A 15,948-nucleotide genomic window follows, 5' to 3' on the forward strand; every position below is an offset into this window, starting at 1 on the left:
CGTCATCGCAGGCGCTGCCCGTAAAGTAAACCTGCAGCCGGGTTATCTCACCAAAGGCAACTTGCGCCGTCGCGCTCTGCCGGATTAACGCGCCGCACGGTGACTGGGGCAATATGACATTTTCGTGAAATCTGTCTTCAAGAAGCGCTTATGGCGGCGTCTGATACTGGCCTTCGCGGTAATCGCCCTGCTTGTGGGCGGTGCCGTGGTGGCGTTGATGACCTGGAAGGAGCCGGTGATCGATGTCGCCGCGCCTACGCACGAGGCGACGATCGGCGCGGTTCATTTCGGCGGGCCCGACCTGCCGACGCAGGCCCTGCGCAACCTTTTGCTCCAGCGCGTCCGCGCAACCCCGGCCGGCCAGTCGATCGACTGGGCGACCTATTATTTCCTCGACGGGGAATTGGCGCAGGCGCTGATCGACGCCAGCCGCCGCGGCGTGAAGGTGCGGCTGGTGGTGGAAGGGGATCCGCGGTTTGAAGCGGCGAATGGGACGGTCGTCGCCATGCTGCGCAAGGACGGCCTGCGCGGTGGGCTGACCGTGCGCCCGGGTGCGGGCTTCCCGTTCGAGCGGATCGCCGGCAAGCTCCATGCGAAAATCTATGCCTTTTCCTGGCCAAAGCCGGTGGCGCTGGTCGGTTCGTTCAACCCGTCAGGCGGCAAGGGCGATGACACTGCCGCGATCATCGCCGAAATCGGCGATCAGGACCGTGGGCATAATATGCTGGTCGAGATTACCAGCCCCGGCCTCGTCACTGTCCTGGTCGATCATATCAAGCGGCTGGCCGCGGACAACGGATCGGTCGGGCGGTTCAGCCGCGAGAATAATCGGACCGTTCGGGACCGCGATACTGCGCTGTTCTTCTATCCCCGATTGCACACGGACGTGGTCGAAAATGCGCTCGATCATTTGGGCCCGGGCGATCATCTGTGGGCGGCCATCTCGCATCTGAAGGGAGACGCGGTCGGCACATTGGAAGATGCCGCCGAGCGCGGCGCACGGATCGACCTGATCGTGCATGATTCCGAACGGCGCGTGCCGCAGTGGGTGGTCGATCGGCTGACGAAGGATGGGATCGAAATCCGCCGCTATCGCCATCCCCAAGGGCTGCCGATGCACGACAAATTCTTCGTGATCGAAAATAGCGACCGCTGGGTGACCTATTTTGGCAGCCTGAACTTCAACAACAATTCGCGCTTCCTCAACGACGAAGTGCTGGTCCGATCCACCAACGGCGATCTTGCTCGTACGCTGCTCCGGCGCTTTGCCGAACTGGATCACGAGGTCGATCGGCAGAAGGCGGCGGCAGGGCGCTGAGGCGGCCGCCGTGGCCCGGAGCGCCGCTTGGCTGTGAGGATGGTGGACAGGGCTGGATTCGAACCAGCGTACGCTTGCACGGGCAGATTTACAGTCTGCTGCCTTTAACCACTCGGCCACCTGTCCAGAGGCGCCCCGCGGGGAGGCGCGTCTTTGGCGAAGCGGCCGCGCCCTGTCAACGTAGGTCGCGCATTCGATGATTATGTTTAGCGCTGTTCGAGCAGAAGCGGCGTAAGGTGCGGCCCGGCATATCGCCGCGGCAAGGAAATGATCATGGCCAAGAGCCAGAAGAAATCGAACAAGGAAGTGCGCAAGCCCAAGGCGGAGAAGGCCAAGACCAATGCCTCCAATCCCTCGGCCAAGGGGCCGGTCGGCCTGGTGAACCTCAGGGATTGACCCGGCGCCACGTTGCACCCGGGATATAGAAAGGGCGGCTCCATCGCTGGAGCCGCCCTTCCGCGTTCTGGAAGTGTTTATTAGAACTTGAAGTTGGCGCCTGCCCGGAAGGTCCGCCCGATCAGACCGGCATAATGCCAGGTGGTCAGATAGTTGGGCGAGCTGGCGTAGGAGGCCGGTGCGATCGGCGCACGCGCACCGAAGACGTTGCCGACATTGCCGAAGAACGAGAAATTGTCGTTCACCGCGAGGGTCGCATTCAGATCGACGTTGATGAAGCGCTTGACGTAGCAAAAGCGATCCGCCGGCACGCCAGCCTGTGTCGACTTGTAGAGGCTTGCATCACACGACCGGCTCAGATTGCCCTGGTCGGTCGCGACCGCCTTGATCTTGCCGACATAATAAGCCGTCGCGGTCAGCGAGAATTTGCCCGCTTCGATCGTGTTCTGCCAGTTGCCGCGCCAATCGGGCGTGCCGTTGCCGGACGACAAATCATAGGGGCCCATCGTGCCCGCATATTTCTGCACGCCCTGCGCGGTGTGGCGATCATATTGAATGATGTAGGTCGCCTCGACCCGGCTGGTGAAGCGAAGGCCATCACCCAGTGGGACGCGCGCCGTTGCCGAGAAATCGAGACCTGACGTCTTGTCATAGTTCACGTTCACGAACGGCGCGTTGATGATCAGCAGTCGCGGCAGCGCATTCGGGAATTGCGGATCGACGCCGTCGATCGTGTTGACCGAATAGCCCGGCCCGATCGCCGCCACCGCGGCGGTCGCTGCCGCCAGGTTCGACTGCTTGTAATAAGCGACGATCGCATCGCCCGCGAGCGGGCCGTTGGCGATCAGGTTCTTCTTCTTAACGTTATAATAATCGACCGTGGCGCTAAACCAGGACGTCGGCTCGAAGATCACGCCGCCCGTGAAGCTGCGCGACGTTTCCGGCTTCAGGTTGGGATTGCCGACGAAGCCGCGGCCGACCGAATAGGCCAGATTGTACGGATTGCCGCCGTTGACGCAGGTGTTGGTCGCCGTGGCCGAGCCGCCATGCTGGGCGCAGAAATTGCCGGGGGGCGTCGTCGTGACGAACCCTGCATATTGCGACCGTGGGCCGGATTCGGCGAAGGTGGGTGCACGGAAGCCCTGCGAGTAGGTACCGCGCAATGCGACCTGACGGATCGGGGTGAACTTCACGCCGATCTTCGGCGAGAAGCGGCCGAAGCCTTCCGAATAATGATCGTAGCGCCCCGAACCATTGACCTCGAGGATGTTGAGGATGGGCGCCTGGATTTCGAAATAGCCCGCCGAGACGGTGTGCTTGCCGAACGCCGACGAGGTGGTGAGGCTATAGGTATCGAGCGCCTCGTTCTGGTTGTTGTTGACCAGCGATTCACGCCGCACCTGGCCGCCGATCGCCAGCATCAGCGGGCCGCCCGGAAGTTCGAACAGCTGCTTGGTGATCGCCGCATCCAGCGAATACATCTGGGAATGCGACGGCGTGGTCTTGTCGGGCGAGATGAAGTCGCGCACCTCCTGCGTATTCCGCCCCGGATTGACGAAATTATAGGCGCCGGTGTTGATCGCATTGAGCGTGTTGGCGATATTCAGATAGCCGTGCTGGACGATCTTGAGATTGTCGCGGGCGTAGACGCCATCGACCTTCCAGGTCCAATCGCTGCCGAACGTACCGTGCAGGCCGCTGGCGAAACGATAGACTTCGTTGGTGCGGTCGCTGCCGGCTTTGATGTCGCCGAACAGATAATAGATGCGCGCCGCGCCGTTGCGCGGATCGTTGGCGAAGGCCGCCGCATAGGGGTTATTGGGGTTGAGCTGACGGTTGGCAGCCGTGGCGCAATTCACGCCGGCCGAGCAGATATAGACCGGCAGGACAATGCCGGGGTTGCTGGACGCCAAGCTCGGAGCACCACCATAAGGCTGTGTGTTACGCAGCGCGCGAGGCGCGTTGAGGATGCTGACATAGCTGTTGGAATAGCTGCCGGTGATATAGCCTTCGATATTATCCGACAGGCGGACGCTGAGCCGGCCGTTGATCGAATATTTGCGCTGCAGCGGTGCCAGCTGGAAATATTCGTCTTCGATGTTGTGCTTGCAGCCGACGCCGTTGGGGCCGGTGCCGGTCTGCGTGTAGGTGCCGCGTGCGCAATCGGCGAGGTTGAGCGAGGTGTAATTCTGGTTGAACAACGCCGTGCCGCCGCTGAGCGGGTTGTTGAGATCGGACTGGGTCGTGCGCACGACGACCGCATTCGGAGTTGCGGTGGTGAGAGCGGCATCGGCGCCATTCTGGTCGTTACCGCCGATCGAGGTCAGATCGCGGTTGTTGTAGGGGAAACCGCGGCTATGGTTGCTGACGCGGCCATCCTGCTGGAATTCGCCGTTCAGATAGATGTTGAAGCCTTTTTCGGCATAGTCGCCATAGCCCACCGTCAGGTTGGCGCGCTGGCGCCCGGCATCGCCATGGCTGCTGACGCCGCCTTCGACCGTACCGGCAACGCCGACGAATTGCTTCTTGAGGATCAGGTTGACCACGCCGCCGATGGCGTCCGCGCCATAGGTCGCCGAGGCGCCGTCCTTGAGCACTTCGACGCGATCGATCAGGCTGAAGGGGATGGAGTTGAGATCGACATAGGCATTATGGCCGTCGTCGTTGATCGGGAAGTTCGTCGAGCGCAGGCCGTCAACCAGCACCAAGGTCGAGGAAACGCCCAAACCGCGCAGCGACACGGCAACGCCACCGGCGGAGAAGCCGCTCTGGAAGCCGACGCCGATCGATCCGCCACTGTCGGCGGAGACCGTACGGATGGCTTCGGCCGCGGTCGTGATGCCGGCCTTAGCGAGGCTGTCCGCGGTCAGCACGGAAACAGGCGACGGCGTCTCGGTATTGGTGCGGCGGAACAGCGAGCCGGTGACGACGACTTCTTCCGATTCCGGCGTAGCGGACGTCTCGGTCGCAGCGGGCGTGTCCGTCGTCGATTGCGCCGTAGCAGGCGATGCCAGTGCCACGAAGATAGCCGACAGTGCAGAGCCGGCACAGAGCCGGCCAGTAAGTTTCATCATCAATAAGCCCCCACATGCGCGTTAGCGCGATTGACACCGGAGCCCCCCTCCGGCGGATGTCGCGAACCTTAACGGCAGGTTTACAGGGGTAAAGTATAGCGATGTTGCAAAGCACCACATGTGATGCATCCCGGCCACAGGGCGTTTACCCTATAGACGTGGCGAAAGCGTATCAGGTGGCGGGTGCGCCCCGCGCTCAAGGGGCACAAGTGCGCGCCTTTTTTGCTTCATAGGGATGTGATGCGCACAGGCGAAATGCGCGGCGGTCTGCCGATCCTGGGATTTTCAGAGGCCGCCGCGTTCGATGCGTGGATTGCGGCACAGGCAGCCGGATCGCCCGGGCTATGGCTAAAGCTCGCCAAGCAGCGATCGGGGATCGTCAGCCTGTCGAAGGCGGAGGCGATCGATGCCGCTTTGTGTCACGGTTGGATCGACGGGCAGCTGCAGCCCTATGATGCGGCCTGCTGGCTGATCCGCTTCACGCCCCGCAAGCGGGGCAGCAAATGGTCCGAGAAGAACCGCGCCCGCGCGCTGGCGCTCATCGCGGAGGGGCGGATGCGGCCCGCCGGTCTGAAGGAGGTGGCGGCGGCGCAGGCGGACGGGCGCTGGGATGCCGCCTATGCGCCCGCTAGTACGGCGGACGTGCCGGCGGACCTGCAGGTGGCGCTGGATGCGGAGCCTGCGGCGGCTGCCTTCTTCGCGACGCTGACCGGCGCCAACCGCTATGCCGTCCTGCATCGGATCGGTGCGGTGAAGAAGCCGGAGACGCGGGCGCGCAAGATCGCGCAATTCGTAGCGATGTTGGCGCGCCGCGAGACGTTGCGCTGACCTTGCGGCGAACCGGCAAACGTTGCCCGCGGGGCACGCGAAAGGTGACCGTTTGCGGAGGCGGAATCAAAAAAACACCAGAAACGAACTTAATGATCCGGCGCCTATGGCTGCCTGACAGGCGGCTTGGCGCGTGCAGGCAGGGGCAGGTTCACAGCGCTTTTGAATGGACAAAAGCCGCCGAGAGATTGTCAAACTTGAGAAAGAGCCGAAAGCCGCACATGGCCATGCAATATGACAATTGTACGTTATATGCGTACAATTGTCAAGGTTTTGGCGGCTAACCGCGTTCAGCGAAGGACAGTAGATGGCAACCGACGACGAAGACTATGTCTATGACGAGGCGAGCGGCGAGTGGGTGCCGACCGGCAATGGCGCCGTAGCTGCGGACGAGGATGACACGGTGATCGTGCGCGACGCGGTCGGCAATATCCTGGCCGACGGCGATCAGGTGACGTTGATCAAGGACCTGACCGTCAAGGGCGCAGGCCAGACGCTGAAGCGCGGCACGCTGATCAAGTCGATCCGGCTGACCGGCGATGCGCAGGAAATCGACTGCCGTTATGACGGGATCAAGGGCCTGGTGCTGCGGGCGGAGTTTGTGAAGAAAAGGTAAGGCGCTTCTTGCGGACCTGTACAGATTATAGTACATAGCACTTATGCACATGATGAGCTTTTCCGATGCCCGGGCCAATCTCAAGAGCGCGATGGATCGCGTGGTGGCCGACAAGGCGCCGCTCGCGATCACCCGCCAGAAAGCGGAGGGGGTCGTCATGGTTTCGCAGAGCGAATGGGATTCGATCGAAGAGACGCTCTATCTGCTACGGTCGCCTGCAAATGCGCGCGCTCTGCTGGACAGCATTGCTGATCTGGATGCAGGCAAAGGCGAGGAACATGAACTGATCGAGCCGTGAACCTCGTCTTTTCGGAACGCGCTTGGAATCAATATCTGACGTGGCAAGCCGAGGATGCAAAGGCGCTGGAGCGCCTTAACGGCCTGATAAAGGAATGCATGCGCGATCCCTTTCGCGGCACCGGCAAGCCCGAGCCGCTCGGAGGCAATTTAGGGGGCTGGTGGTCGCGTCGCGTCGATCGCGAGCATCGGCTGGTCTATCGCGTCAGCGGTAAGGGTGAGGCGCAGGCACTGGAGATCGCGCAGTGCCGCTATCACTATTGAGGTCGGCGTTGGCCGATTGAGCGGCGTTCAGCGCCGGTGCGAAAGGCAATAAACCTGTTCCGTTCGAAGCTTCGTCGGTTTCGGCTGCCATAAGCATTAGAGCGGGATGACATTGGTAGAAGCCGTTCGTCTCAAGGTGCGATCAAGCTTGTCGAGAGCGCGTATCGGGAAATATCCCCACCATTATTTCGAGACCCTCCTCGATACGGCCTTGCAGGCCTACGCGGTCGCACCACGGCAGGAACAGATGTGTGTAAGGTCATCGGTCCGCAGCCGCCGGCGCTGCGCTGCCACCCGCCGCGTTTCCACGGGCGGATTTCGTCAAGACAGGTGGGGGCGTCGTGGGAGGCGCTCCGCCCGAGATGCTTCAGTGCGCGCGCAGCTTTTCCAGATCCTTCTGCGCGGCCTTGGCATTGTCCGCCTGAATGGCGGTCAATTCCGCGTCGGCCGTGCGGATGCGGTCGAGGAGGAGATTGGCCTCGCGGACATCGCCCTGATCGGTGAAGAGGATGTCGCCGGACGGGCCCTTTTTCCAATGCCGACGCGCCAGCACGCGGCATACGGCCGCGCCATCGGTGGCGCTCTGGCCGAGTAACACCCACTGGCGCTCAAAGCGGGGCCGCGCGCCTTCCAATCCGCGCACGAAGCCCTCGACCCCGCGTTGGCTCAGCTCGCCCTTGGCAACGGCGGCGCTGCCCTCGGCGCGGGCGCGGAGCACATATTGCGGGAAGCTGGCGCCGATCTTGGCCGCGCGATCGGCCAGAGCGGCGATACGATCGCAATGATCGAGCACCGGCGAGTCCAAATCCAGGCCCTGCAGCGCAATGACGGCGGGGACGCCGGATGCCGTCGCTTCGGCCGTGAAGGCCCGGCTGTTGGCGAGCATCATGTTGGCGGTGCTTGCGCTCATGCGCGCGAACGGGCCGGCATTCTGGCCGACGCGGATGGGCTGGGCTTCATCCCCCTGCTGCATCACCGCGGCGAGCTGGTTCGCGCTCGTATCGACGTCGGCCATGGCCGACTGGTCGCCAGCGCCGAGCCGGGCGAGCGGCCCGAGCGTTCCCAGCAAGGCGAGCAAAATGAACGATCCGATTTTCCACGGCCTGGAGGCATGCTTGATCGTGATGGCATAGGCGATCCCCCACAGGATCGCGGCGAAGGCGACGCCCCCGGCGATATAGCCAAGCCGCTCGGCCAACCCGGCGATGCGGGTCGCGGCGCCGCCGCTGCCGACCGCCGCCGCCAAAAGGACCAGGGCGATGAGGGCCGTGGCAATCGCGGGGTGGCCACGGCGTGGTGCCGGGGCCGCCTGGTGCGGGGTTGCTGCGTCGTCCGGATCGCCCATCTGTGCCTCCCTGCTGGCAAGCCCACCGCATCGAGGAGGGGAGGCGGCGCGTCAAGCGGGGCTTCGGGTCGGCGGCCAGGTGCGGCAGGGTTTGTAAAAAAAAGGTTAGACCCTTGCGGCAAGTGCCCGGCTCCGCTTCTGGCATCCCCCAATGCGGAGTAAGCGGCTGCCCGTTCGGTCGCTGGATGCCGATTTCGAGAAGGAGAGGCGCTTGGACGTCGGCACAGATGGCGGACAGCGCGGTGTGAGTGCGACGGCGCTGCGCGCGGCGGGCATCGGCCTGGTCGCGGCGAGCTGGCTGAGCGGTGCGCTGTTCGGCGCCTATATCGTGGCTTTCTATCTGGGCGCCATGCCCGCGCAGGCCTTGGGCCGATGGAACCGCACGCTGCCCGCTCTATACGAAGCCGGCCACCCCGGGGCGACGATCGGCATCGGCGTGCATTTCGCGGTCGGCGCGATCCTGTTGCTGTTGGGGCCGATCCAGCTGGTGCGACCTTTTCGCGATCGCTTTCGGGCGGCGCATCGATGGATGGGGCGGGTCTATGTTGGTGCGGCGGCGTTGGCCGGCGCGGGCGGGCTGATCTTCATCCTGCTGCGCGGGACGGTCGGCGGGGCGGTGATGAATATCGGCTTTGGCCTGTACAGCCTGCTGATGGTCGTCGCGGCGTTGCAGACTTATCGCCATGCGCGCGCGGGGCGGTTCGACCAGCATCGCGCATGGGGCATCCGCCTGTTCGCGCTGGTGATCGGATCGTGGCTGTACCGGATGGAATATGGCTTCTGGCTGCCGCTGACGGGCAAGCTGGGCCACGCGCATAATTTCAGCGGCGGGTTCGATCAGGTGATGGCGTTCTTCTTCTACGTGCCCAATCTGATCCTGGCGGAAATCTTCCTTCGATCGCGGCATGGGGCGGGGCCGGTGGGACGGGTTGCCGGGGCGATCGTGCTCGTGGCGGCGACACTGATCGTGCTCGCAGGCACGTGGTATTTTGCGGTGGGCTATTGGCTGCCGGGGATCATGGGAAGGGCGTGAGATTGCGTCGGCCGCCCATGCCGATTGCGTCGGCGGCATCGACGACGTTGCACAGCCATCGCTCAAGAAGCGATCCCTGGCTGTCTTTTGAACATGTAGGTCGTGCGGCCCCCCTGGACCAGCAAGGTCGTGGGATGGGGGAGGCGATCCAGCCGTAGCTTGGCTGTCGGCCGCGAGCCATCGATCTCAAACCCGACACCGTCCAAACCGCCGACGTAGCTGCGCGGGAGGATATAAGGGCCTTTTGCGTCCCGCCCCACCGTGTAGCGGGTGGTTGGCTTATCGTTGAGGATCATTGCGCCATCGCGCAAGGTCAGGCTTCCGCAGCAATCATTCCCGAAACTGCCATTCTCCACCCCGCTTGGGGCTGGTGGCTTCGACAGAATGACGAGCGTAGTCACGGTGACGACCGCGATGACGCCCGCTGTCCCGATCTTCCACATATGGTGCACGCCTGTGCGCTCGTCTTTCGCGGTCGGAGGCAGCTCGATCATCACGATTCCTCCACGCGTTGCGATTTTTATATCGATATATGTAGAATTTACAATAAAGCTTTGCCGGGATTTTATGAGAGATTTTGGCCGCGTGGATTAGGCCGTCGGAGGCGCCTTATTTGGTGCGTCCCAACCAGTTGCGCACATGGCCAGTCGCGAGCATGTTGCTCCTATGCAGCCGCGAACCTCATTGATCGACGGCACCATCCAAGGATGTTTCCAACGCGGTACAAACCTATGAACCTCGAGAGGTTTGAAGCAGATAACTTTGGCGCTGGGCAGGAGTGGCGGTGCTGGCCACATCGCCTTCCGTGCAACCCCGGTTGATGAAACTTTTGCCATTCGCACTGGGTGGCCTGCTCTTGGTCTTAACAGCGTGCGAAAACCGAGAAGCGAGGTTGCTTGCTGGCATGAGCGCGTCTGAAAAGGCGTCATTCCTCGCCCTCGGGCGCTACTACGATTGTACCAATAATTTCGTACGCAAAGCCAAGAAGGCTAACCGTAGGCCTTCCGACGATGAGCTCAGGCTTTGGGGGTATAAATGCCCATCAGAGCTGGAGAGAGCGGCCGAGACAGTCGATGATTACTGGATGAGCGACAACTACAAGCGTCGGGATGATCCTGCAGCTTACTCCGCCATTCGAAGTGTTCGTATCGCCTTTCATAAAGACGAACTGGCTGGAGCGCACGCATATTGCGAATTTCGGGAATGTGTCAGGACTGATTAGTCCTTGGCTAGAATGCCGCGTGAACGCATCAGAGGCTTCCGACATCGTTCACATATTCTGCCGAACCGTCGTCGATCTTAGTCGGGAACCACCGGCACGTGTTGCAGCACGGCCCGTCGCCCACGTGCCGCGCGGACGATTGGCGGTATCGACAGCAGGATCGCGGCGACCAACCCGCCAATGGCGAGCAGGCCGGCGGGGGTCATGGTGAGGCTGGCCTCGGCTTCGAAGCGGCCGGCGCTCATGCGGGCGCGGGCGGTTTGCGGTTCGGTCAGGGTATCGGTGATGCGGGGCATACTTTGTTACTCCGCTGCGGGTGGGCAAGGGGTAGGCGGTTGGGGGAGTTTAGCGCTCGGTATGGAGTTTTGACAAAGGGAACGCGCCGGGACGCCAATCCGTATCACGCCTGCCAGCAGGTCTGTCTTAAGCTGGAACGATCCATGTGCGCGCCGTCAGCTGTGACGCCTCGTGATGGCCATGAGCGCAAGCCAGGCAGGGACGAAGAAAAACGGGAAGGGCAGCCAATCGATATCTTCGCGACCAAGCGCGTCGAGTGCCTGTGTTGCCCACATGGTTGCGCAAATCATGGGCGCGATGATTGCGAACATGACCGCCCAACCTTTGCGGTGACACGGCATGTAGCTCCAAAGGACTTTTTCGAACCATTTCTCGCGAACCATAGTCTCATGGTGCCGATGAGTAACGGACGGTGTCAACGGAGCGCTACTCATGCTGTCATGTACGTGAGGCGAAGACGTCATGCCGGACCCTTCGACAGGGCTCAGGACGGGCTTGTCCGGGGGCCGTGTTCTTCCTGTTTGGGGATGAAGAAAGCGGGACCCCGGATCAAGTCCGGGGTGACGGGTGGGGGGAGGGGGCGTGCGTCACCCCGGATGAGGTCCCGGGGTGACGCTTGGGCCTAGCTCAATCGTGTTCGCGGTCGCCGGCGCCGATGTAGAGCTCACGCCCGGTCTCGTTGTAGAGGTCGCTCATCTTTTGCATGCCGGCCTCGGCTTCCTCGACGTTGGCGGCGATGAAGGTGTCGGCGGGCGCGTTTTGTTTGGCGGCGAACTCACGCACTTCGGCGGTGATCTTCATCGAGCAGAATTTGGGGCCGCACATCGAGCAGAAATGCGCGGTCTTGGCGCCTTCAGCGGGGAGCGTCTGGTCGTGATATTTCTCGGCCGTGTCGGGATCGAGGGAGAGGTTGAACTGGTCGCGCCAGCGGAATTCGAAGCGGGCGCGTGACAGCGCGTCGTCCCGCAGTTTCGCGGCGGGGTGACCCTTGGCGAGATCGGCGGCGTGGGCGGCGAGCTTGTAAGTGACGACGCCGACCTTGACGTCGTCGCGGTCGGGCAGGCCGAGATGCTCCTTGGGCGTGACGTAGCAAAGCATCGCGGTGCCGTACCAACCGATCATCGCCGCACCGATGCCGCTAGTGATATGATCATAGCCCGGCGCGATGTCGGTGGTGAGCGGCCCCAAGGTATAGAAGGGGGCCTCGCCGCAGGCTTCGAGCTGCTTTTCCATATTCTGCTTGATCTTGTGCATCGGCACATGGCCGGGGCCTTCGATCATCACCTGGACGTCCTGCGCCCAGGCGCGCTTGGTGAGTTCGCCGAGCGTATAGAGTTCGGCGAACTGGGCTTCGTCATTGGCATCCGCGATCGAGCCGGGGCGCAGGCCATCGCCGAGGCTGTAGGCGATGTCATAGGCCTTCATGATCTCGGTGATTTCGTCGAACCGCTCGTAGAGGAAGCTCTCGCGGTGATGCGACAGGCACCATTTGGCCATGATCGAGCCGCCGCGGCTGACGATGCCGGTGACGCGCTTGGCGGTCATCGGGATATAGGGCAGGCGCACGCCGGCGTGGATCGTGAAATAGTCGACGCCCTGCTCGGCCTGCTCGATCAGCGTATCGCGGAAGATCTCCCAGGTCAGATCCTCGGCGACGCCGCCGACCTTCTCCAGCGCCTGGTAGATCGGCACGGTGCCGATCGGGACGGGCGAGTTGCGGACGATCCATTCGCGCGTGTCGTGGATGTTGCGGCCGGTGGAGAGATCCATGACCGTGTCCGCGCCCCAGCGGATCGACCAGACCATCTTGTCGACTTCCTGGGCGACGTTGGAGGCAACGGCCGAATTGCCGATATTGGCGTTGATCTTGACGAGGAAATTGCGCCCGATCGCCATCGGCTCGCTCTCGGGGTGGTTGATATTGTTGGGGATGATGGCGCGGCCGCGGGCGACCTCATCGCGGACGAATTCGGGCGTCACGAAATCGGGGATGGAGGCGCCGAAATCCTCGCCGTCGCGGACGAAGCCTTCCAGCAACGCTTCGCGGCCCGCATTTTCGCGGATGGCGACATATTCCATTTCGGGCGTGATGATGCCCTTGCGGGCATAATGCATCTGGCTGACGTTCATGCCGGGCTTGGCGCGCAGCACGCGGCGGCGGACGTTGGGGAAGGGCTGGACGCCGCCGGAGCGATCGGGCCCGAGCTGGCCGTTATCCTCCGGCTTCACCTCGCGCTGGGAGACTTCCTCGACATCGCCGCGGTCGCGGATCCAGTCGCGGCGCAGCTCGGTCAGGCCGGCCATGATGTCGATCCGCACATTGGGATCGGTATAGGGCCCGGACGTGTCGTAGACGCGCAGCGGTTCCTCGTTCGCCGACGGCTCCAGCACGATCTCGCGCATCTTCACGCCGAGCGCGCCGACATGGACCTTGCGCGAGCCGCGGATGGGGCCGGTGGTCACGGTGAGTTCGCCGGTGGGGCGGGGGCCGCCCTGAGGCGCCAGATCAATCTTGGGGTCAAAGTCGGCCATGGTCTCGTCTCCAATTGGGACGGAGAGCGGGCCCGGGATGTGAAGCGGGCCGACCTCCCTCCCTACGCCGGTATCAGCCGGATCAGGTTCGACGGGTCGCGAGGAACGCCTCGCCTCTCAGCCGCACGACATCTGCGACCCCCCGGGGATGCGGAGGGTGTAGCCGTATCTCCCCGCGCCGGGAAGCGGCAATGCGTCCACGGGCCGATGCGTCAGGACGAGCGACGGGGCGGGATCATTCGGTCGGTGCGGGGATCGCCGCTACCGGCACGGGAATGACCGGGATCTTGGGTTTGGGCTTGAGCAAGGCCGCGCTCTCGATCCGATCCAGCGCATTGTGCGCGAGGAGATAGCGGCGCGCCTGCGCCAGCCAGTCATTGGCGCGGGCGGCGCCGGGCATGCGGGCGATCTCCGCCGCCGCGACATCCACCTGGCCTTCGTCCAGCGCCTGCTGCGCACGGTCGAGCCGATCGGCCGGAATGGTGGAGGGTTGGTCCGCGCGGCGCAGGACGAAGAGGCTCGCCATCTCGCGCCGGAGGCCCTGCCACCAGCGTTGATTCGCGCCCGCAGTGACAAGCGTCGGGCGCAGCTTCGCCAGCCCGTCGCGCAATTCCCCGAGGGTGACCGGGCTTTGCGAGGCGGCGATGATCTGGACGACCGAGGCGGCGTCGGTGCCGCCGAAGCAATCGCGCAACAGGCCTTCGATATAGCCGAGCGGCTGGCCGCGATCGACGGCGCGGCGGGCGGCAAAGGCGACGAGCAGCCCTTCGGCGCGATCGACATCGCCGGATGCCTGGACCGAACGCGCATTCAGCGCGTCGACGCGCGATTCGATCGCGGCCAGGCGTTCGCTGAGCGCGGCCTCGCTGGGCGGCGGTGCGGGCTGGGCGACGCGGACGGGCACCGCCCGGGTGATGACGACCGGCTTGGGGGTGGGGCGGATCAGCCCGGCGATGCGATCCCAGCGATGGACGGCATAGGCCGCCGCGGCGATGCCGAGCAGGAAAGCGATCAGCGCGATCGCCAGCAACGTATATGGCAGGCGCCGCCTGGTCGTGCCGTAAAGTTCCGGTTGGCCCATCACCCCTTCTCGCACAGAGTGAGGGCCGCCGCCAACAGCGCCGCATCCTCCGGCGTTTCGGCGATCGCGACGTCGGCCCACGTGCCGGTGGCAGCGGACTGGCTGATCGCGGCGATGCGGACGCTTTCTGGAGAAATGCCGGCTGCGGCGAGCAGGCGCGCAAAGACCTGCGACGCCCGCGGAGAATGGATCAGGGCGACCGCCTGATCATCGAGCGCGGCGCGCGCGGCTTCGGGTAAAAGGGCAACGGGATCGGCGGCGTAGACGATGCGCCGGACGACGGGGAAGGGCAGGTCGGCGGGTTCGCGGATCTGTGCGCCGGACAGATGCAGCGGCCGTACCACATGATCCTGCGCCATCTGGCGGACGAGCGCGACGACATCGCCGGCGCCGGTGCGCACGTCCGCAAAGCCGGCTGTCCGGGCCACGGCCGCGGTTTCGCGACCCACCGCATAGACCGGCAGATGGCGATAGGCCTGGAGCGCGGGGCCGCCATGGCGGATCGCGTTGGCGCTGGTGATCATCAGCGCGTCATGCCGCGCCGGATCGGGGGCATCCCACGGCACCGGCGCGACCGCGAAGATCGGCGCGGCGATCGCGGCCAGCCCCAAATCGGTTGCGCGGGCCAGCGTCGTGCCGGCGCCCGGCTCCGGCCGCAGCACCAGCACCGGCCTCATACCGCGAACAGGCCCCGCAGCGACGGTGGGGCGCGATCCAGCAGGTGACGCGCGAGATCGGCAGGTCCGGAGGCATCGTCGCGTGCGAAGCGGGCTTCGGCCGCCTCGGAGGCGCTGCCGTCTTCGGTCAGGATTTCCGCGCGCAGCAGGATCTTGTCCTCCACGATCCCGGCGAGCGCCGCTACCGGCGAGCGGCAATCCGCCCCAAGCGCGGCGAGGAAGGCGCGCTCGGCCAGGACGCATTGGCTGGTGGGGGCGTGATCGATGGCGTGCAGCAGCGCCAGGATCGCATCGTCGCCGGCGCGCGCCTCGATCCCGACCGCGCCCTGCGCGGGGGCGGGCAGGAGATCGTCTAGCGCGACCCCGATCTCGCCGCGCCCGAGCCGATCGAGACCGGCGGCGGCGAGCAAGGTCGCATCGGCTTCTCCCTCCGCCAGCTTGCGCAGGCGGGTGTCGATATTACCGCGGAACAGCAGGATCTGGGCATCGGGGCGGGCGCGGCGGACCTGCGCCGCCCGCCGCGGGGAGGACGTGCCGACGCGGGCGCCGGGTGGCAGAGCGGCGAGGCTGTCATGGCCGATCAATTTGTCGCGCGTGTCGGCGCGGGGCGGCATGGCCGCGATGACGATCTCCGCCGGGCGGATCGTTTCGACATCCTTCATCGAATGGACGGCAAGATCGATGTCACGATGGAGCAGCGCGCGATCGAGCTCCTTGGTCCACAGCGCCTTGCCGCCAATCTCGGCCAAAGCGCGATCCTGGACCTTGTCGCCGGTCGTCCGGATCGGCACGATCTCGACCGCATCGTCATCCCAGCCATGGGCGTCGCGAAGGGCGGCCGCCACCATGCGGGCCTGCCACAAGGCAAGCGGCGATCCACGGGTGCCGAGACGAAGCAAGCAGGCCATGCGCGCATCCTTACCCGCGCGCCGCGGAAAGCCAATGTCGGAGCAGCCACCTTTTTTGCG

At 64.2% G+C, this 15,948-nt stretch carries 16 protein-coding genes, 1 tRNA gene and 1 riboswitch; of the genes, 7 read left to right on the forward strand and 10 right to left on the reverse strand.

Translation table 11 applies throughout. The annotated features are described in order from the left end of the window. Positions 1-124 precede the first annotated feature (124 nt). On the forward strand, positions 125-1,318 hold the full coding sequence (locus ACSBM8_RS03990; RefSeq protein WP_442680366.1) for a phospholipase D-like domain-containing protein: 1,194 nt from the start codon (positions 125-127) through the stop codon (positions 1,316-1,318). Positions 1,319-1,358: 40 nt separating this feature from the next. On the opposite strand, the gene ACSBM8_RS03995 is transcribed toward ACSBM8_RS03990, so the two are convergent. After that, positions 1,359-1,444 (reverse strand) — tRNA-Tyr (locus ACSBM8_RS03995). A gap of 147 nt (positions 1,445-1,591) precedes the next feature. Between ACSBM8_RS03995 and ACSBM8_RS04000 the strand changes: the two genes are divergently transcribed. Then, positions 1,592-1,714, forward strand: coding sequence for a hypothetical protein (locus tag ACSBM8_RS04000; protein WP_442680367.1), 123 nt, complete (start codon positions 1,592-1,594; stop codon positions 1,712-1,714). Positions 1,715-1,794: 80 nt separating this feature from the next. Here the strand turns inward: ACSBM8_RS04000 and ACSBM8_RS04005 are convergent, their stop codons facing one another. Continuing rightward, positions 1,795-4,785 (reverse strand): TonB-dependent receptor plug domain-containing protein, encoded by a 2,991-nt coding sequence (locus tag ACSBM8_RS04005; RefSeq protein ID WP_442681483.1) that lies wholly within the window; start codon positions 4,783-4,785, stop codon positions 1,795-1,797. 243 nt (positions 4,786-5,028) lie between these two features. Between ACSBM8_RS04005 and ACSBM8_RS04010 the strand changes: the two genes are divergently transcribed. The 4 genes from ACSBM8_RS04010 to ACSBM8_RS04025 all read left to right on the forward strand — a co-directional run bounded on the left by ACSBM8_RS04010 (position 5,029) and on the right by ACSBM8_RS04025 (position 6,793). After that, positions 5,029-5,616 carry a YdeI/OmpD-associated family protein gene (locus tag ACSBM8_RS04010; RefSeq protein WP_442680368.1) on the forward strand — a complete coding sequence of 196 codons (588 nt, stop codon included), beginning with the start codon at positions 5,029-5,031 and terminating at the stop codon, positions 5,614-5,616. A 307-nt stretch (positions 5,617-5,923) separates the two neighbouring features. After that, positions 5,924-6,232: a zinc ribbon domain-containing protein YjdM gene (locus tag ACSBM8_RS04015; RefSeq protein WP_442680369.1), complete on the forward strand. Its 309-nt coding sequence runs from the start codon at positions 5,924-5,926 to the stop codon at positions 6,230-6,232. A 49-nt stretch (positions 6,233-6,281) separates the two neighbouring features. Next, positions 6,282-6,530: a type II toxin-antitoxin system Phd/YefM family antitoxin gene (locus ACSBM8_RS04020; protein WP_442680370.1), complete on the forward strand. Its 249-nt coding sequence runs from the start codon at positions 6,282-6,284 to the stop codon at positions 6,528-6,530. After that, positions 6,527-6,793: a Txe/YoeB family addiction module toxin gene (locus ACSBM8_RS04025; protein WP_442680371.1), complete on the forward strand. Its 267-nt coding sequence runs from the start codon at positions 6,527-6,529 to the stop codon at positions 6,791-6,793. Before ACSBM8_RS04020 ends, ACSBM8_RS04025 begins: the two co-directional genes overlap by 4 nt. A gap of 367 nt (positions 6,794-7,160) precedes the next feature. On the opposite strand, the gene ACSBM8_RS04030 is transcribed toward ACSBM8_RS04025, so the two are convergent. Next, a complete protein-coding gene (locus tag ACSBM8_RS04030; RefSeq protein ID WP_442680372.1) occupies positions 7,161-8,138 on the reverse strand; it encodes a hypothetical protein in 978 nt (325 codons plus the stop codon). Positions 8,139-8,349: 211 nt separating this feature from the next. Between ACSBM8_RS04030 and ACSBM8_RS04035 the strand changes: the two genes are divergently transcribed. Then, positions 8,350-9,171: a DUF2306 domain-containing protein gene (locus tag ACSBM8_RS04035; RefSeq protein ID WP_442680373.1), complete on the forward strand. Its 822-nt coding sequence runs from the start codon at positions 8,350-8,352 to the stop codon at positions 9,169-9,171. 62 nt (positions 9,172-9,233) lie between these two features. Here ACSBM8_RS04035 and ACSBM8_RS04040 read toward each other — a convergent pair whose 3' ends face one another. From ACSBM8_RS04040 to hemC, 7 genes are all read right to left on the reverse strand, one after another. Next, entirely contained in the window at positions 9,234-9,665 is a 432-nt protein-coding gene (locus ACSBM8_RS04040) for a hypothetical protein (RefSeq protein ID WP_442680374.1), read from the reverse strand. A gap of 805 nt (positions 9,666-10,470) precedes the next feature. Next, entirely contained in the window at positions 10,471-10,689 is a 219-nt protein-coding gene (locus ACSBM8_RS04045; RefSeq protein ID WP_442680375.1) for a hypothetical protein, read from the reverse strand. A gap of 156 nt (positions 10,690-10,845) precedes the next feature. Next, positions 10,846-11,073 (reverse strand): hypothetical protein, encoded by a 228-nt coding sequence (locus tag ACSBM8_RS04050; protein ID WP_442680376.1) that lies wholly within the window; start codon positions 11,071-11,073, stop codon positions 10,846-10,848. Positions 11,074-11,317: 244 nt separating this feature from the next. Next, complete coding sequence (gene thiC / locus ACSBM8_RS04055) at positions 11,318-13,222, reverse strand: phosphomethylpyrimidine synthase ThiC (protein WP_442680377.1); 1,905 nt, start codon at positions 13,220-13,222, stop codon at positions 11,318-11,320. A gap of 42 nt (positions 13,223-13,264) precedes the next feature. Next, positions 13,265-13,377: riboswitch (TPP riboswitch) on the reverse strand. A gap of 80 nt (positions 13,378-13,457) precedes the next feature. Beyond that, positions 13,458-14,303, reverse strand: coding sequence for a COG4223 family protein (locus ACSBM8_RS04060; protein WP_442680378.1), 846 nt, complete (start codon positions 14,301-14,303; stop codon positions 13,458-13,460). Beyond that, positions 14,303-14,980, reverse strand: a complete 678-nt coding sequence (locus tag ACSBM8_RS04065) for a uroporphyrinogen-III synthase (protein WP_442680379.1) — start codon at positions 14,978-14,980, stop codon at positions 14,303-14,305. Before ACSBM8_RS04065 ends, ACSBM8_RS04060 begins: the two co-directional genes overlap by 1 nt. Next, entirely contained in the window at positions 14,977-15,888 is a 912-nt protein-coding gene (hemC, locus tag ACSBM8_RS04070; protein ID WP_442680380.1) for a hydroxymethylbilane synthase, read from the reverse strand. The genes ACSBM8_RS04065 and hemC overlap by 4 nt, the downstream gene beginning before the upstream one ends. Positions 15,889-15,948 lie beyond the last annotated feature (60 nt).

Source organism: Sphingomonas sp. ASY06-1R (assembly GCF_052180265.1).
In the GTDB taxonomy this organism is placed as follows: Bacteria; Pseudomonadota; Alphaproteobacteria; order Sphingomonadales; family Sphingomonadaceae; genus Sphingomonas_I.

Excerpts from the sequence above, each read along its gene's own strand:
- ACSBM8_RS04000 (WP_442680367.1), top strand. The coding sequence starts at position 1,592 with ATGGCCAAGAGCCAGAAGAAATCGAACAAGGAAGTGCGCAAGCCCAAG.
- ACSBM8_RS04005 (WP_442681483.1), bottom strand. The coding sequence starts at position 4,785 with ATGAAACTTACTGGCCGGCTCTGTGCCGGCTCTGCACTGTCGGCTATC.
- ACSBM8_RS04010 (WP_442680368.1), top strand. The coding sequence starts at position 5,029 with ATGCGCACAGGCGAAATGCGCGGCGGTCTGCCGATCCTGGGATTTTCA.
- ACSBM8_RS04015 (WP_442680369.1), top strand. The coding sequence starts at position 5,924 with ATGGCAACCGACGACGAAGACTATGTCTATGACGAGGCGAGCGGCGAG.
- ACSBM8_RS04020 (WP_442680370.1), top strand. The coding sequence starts at position 6,282 with ATGATGAGCTTTTCCGATGCCCGGGCCAATCTCAAGAGCGCGATGGAT.
- ACSBM8_RS04030 (WP_442680372.1), bottom strand. The coding sequence starts at position 8,138 with ATGGGCGATCCGGACGACGCAGCAACCCCGCACCAGGCGGCCCCGGCA.
- ACSBM8_RS04040 (WP_442680374.1), bottom strand. The coding sequence starts at position 9,665 with ATGATCGAGCTGCCTCCGACCGCGAAAGACGAGCGCACAGGCGTGCAC.
- ACSBM8_RS04045 (WP_442680375.1), bottom strand. The coding sequence starts at position 10,689 with ATGCCCCGCATCACCGATACCCTGACCGAACCGCAAACCGCCCGCGCC.
- ACSBM8_RS04050 (WP_442680376.1), bottom strand. The coding sequence starts at position 11,073 with ATGGTTCGCGAGAAATGGTTCGAAAAAGTCCTTTGGAGCTACATGCCG.
- thiC (WP_442680377.1), bottom strand. The coding sequence starts at position 13,222 with ATGGCCGACTTTGACCCCAAGATTGATCTGGCGCCTCAGGGCGGCCCC.
- ACSBM8_RS04060 (WP_442680378.1), bottom strand. The coding sequence starts at position 14,303 with ATGGGCCAACCGGAACTTTACGGCACGACCAGGCGGCGCCTGCCATAT.
- ACSBM8_RS04065 (WP_442680379.1), bottom strand. The coding sequence starts at position 14,980 with ATGAGGCCGGTGCTGGTGCTGCGGCCGGAGCCGGGCGCCGGCACGACG.
- hemC (WP_442680380.1), bottom strand. The coding sequence starts at position 15,888 with ATGGCCTGCTTGCTTCGTCTCGGCACCCGTGGATCGCCGCTTGCCTTG.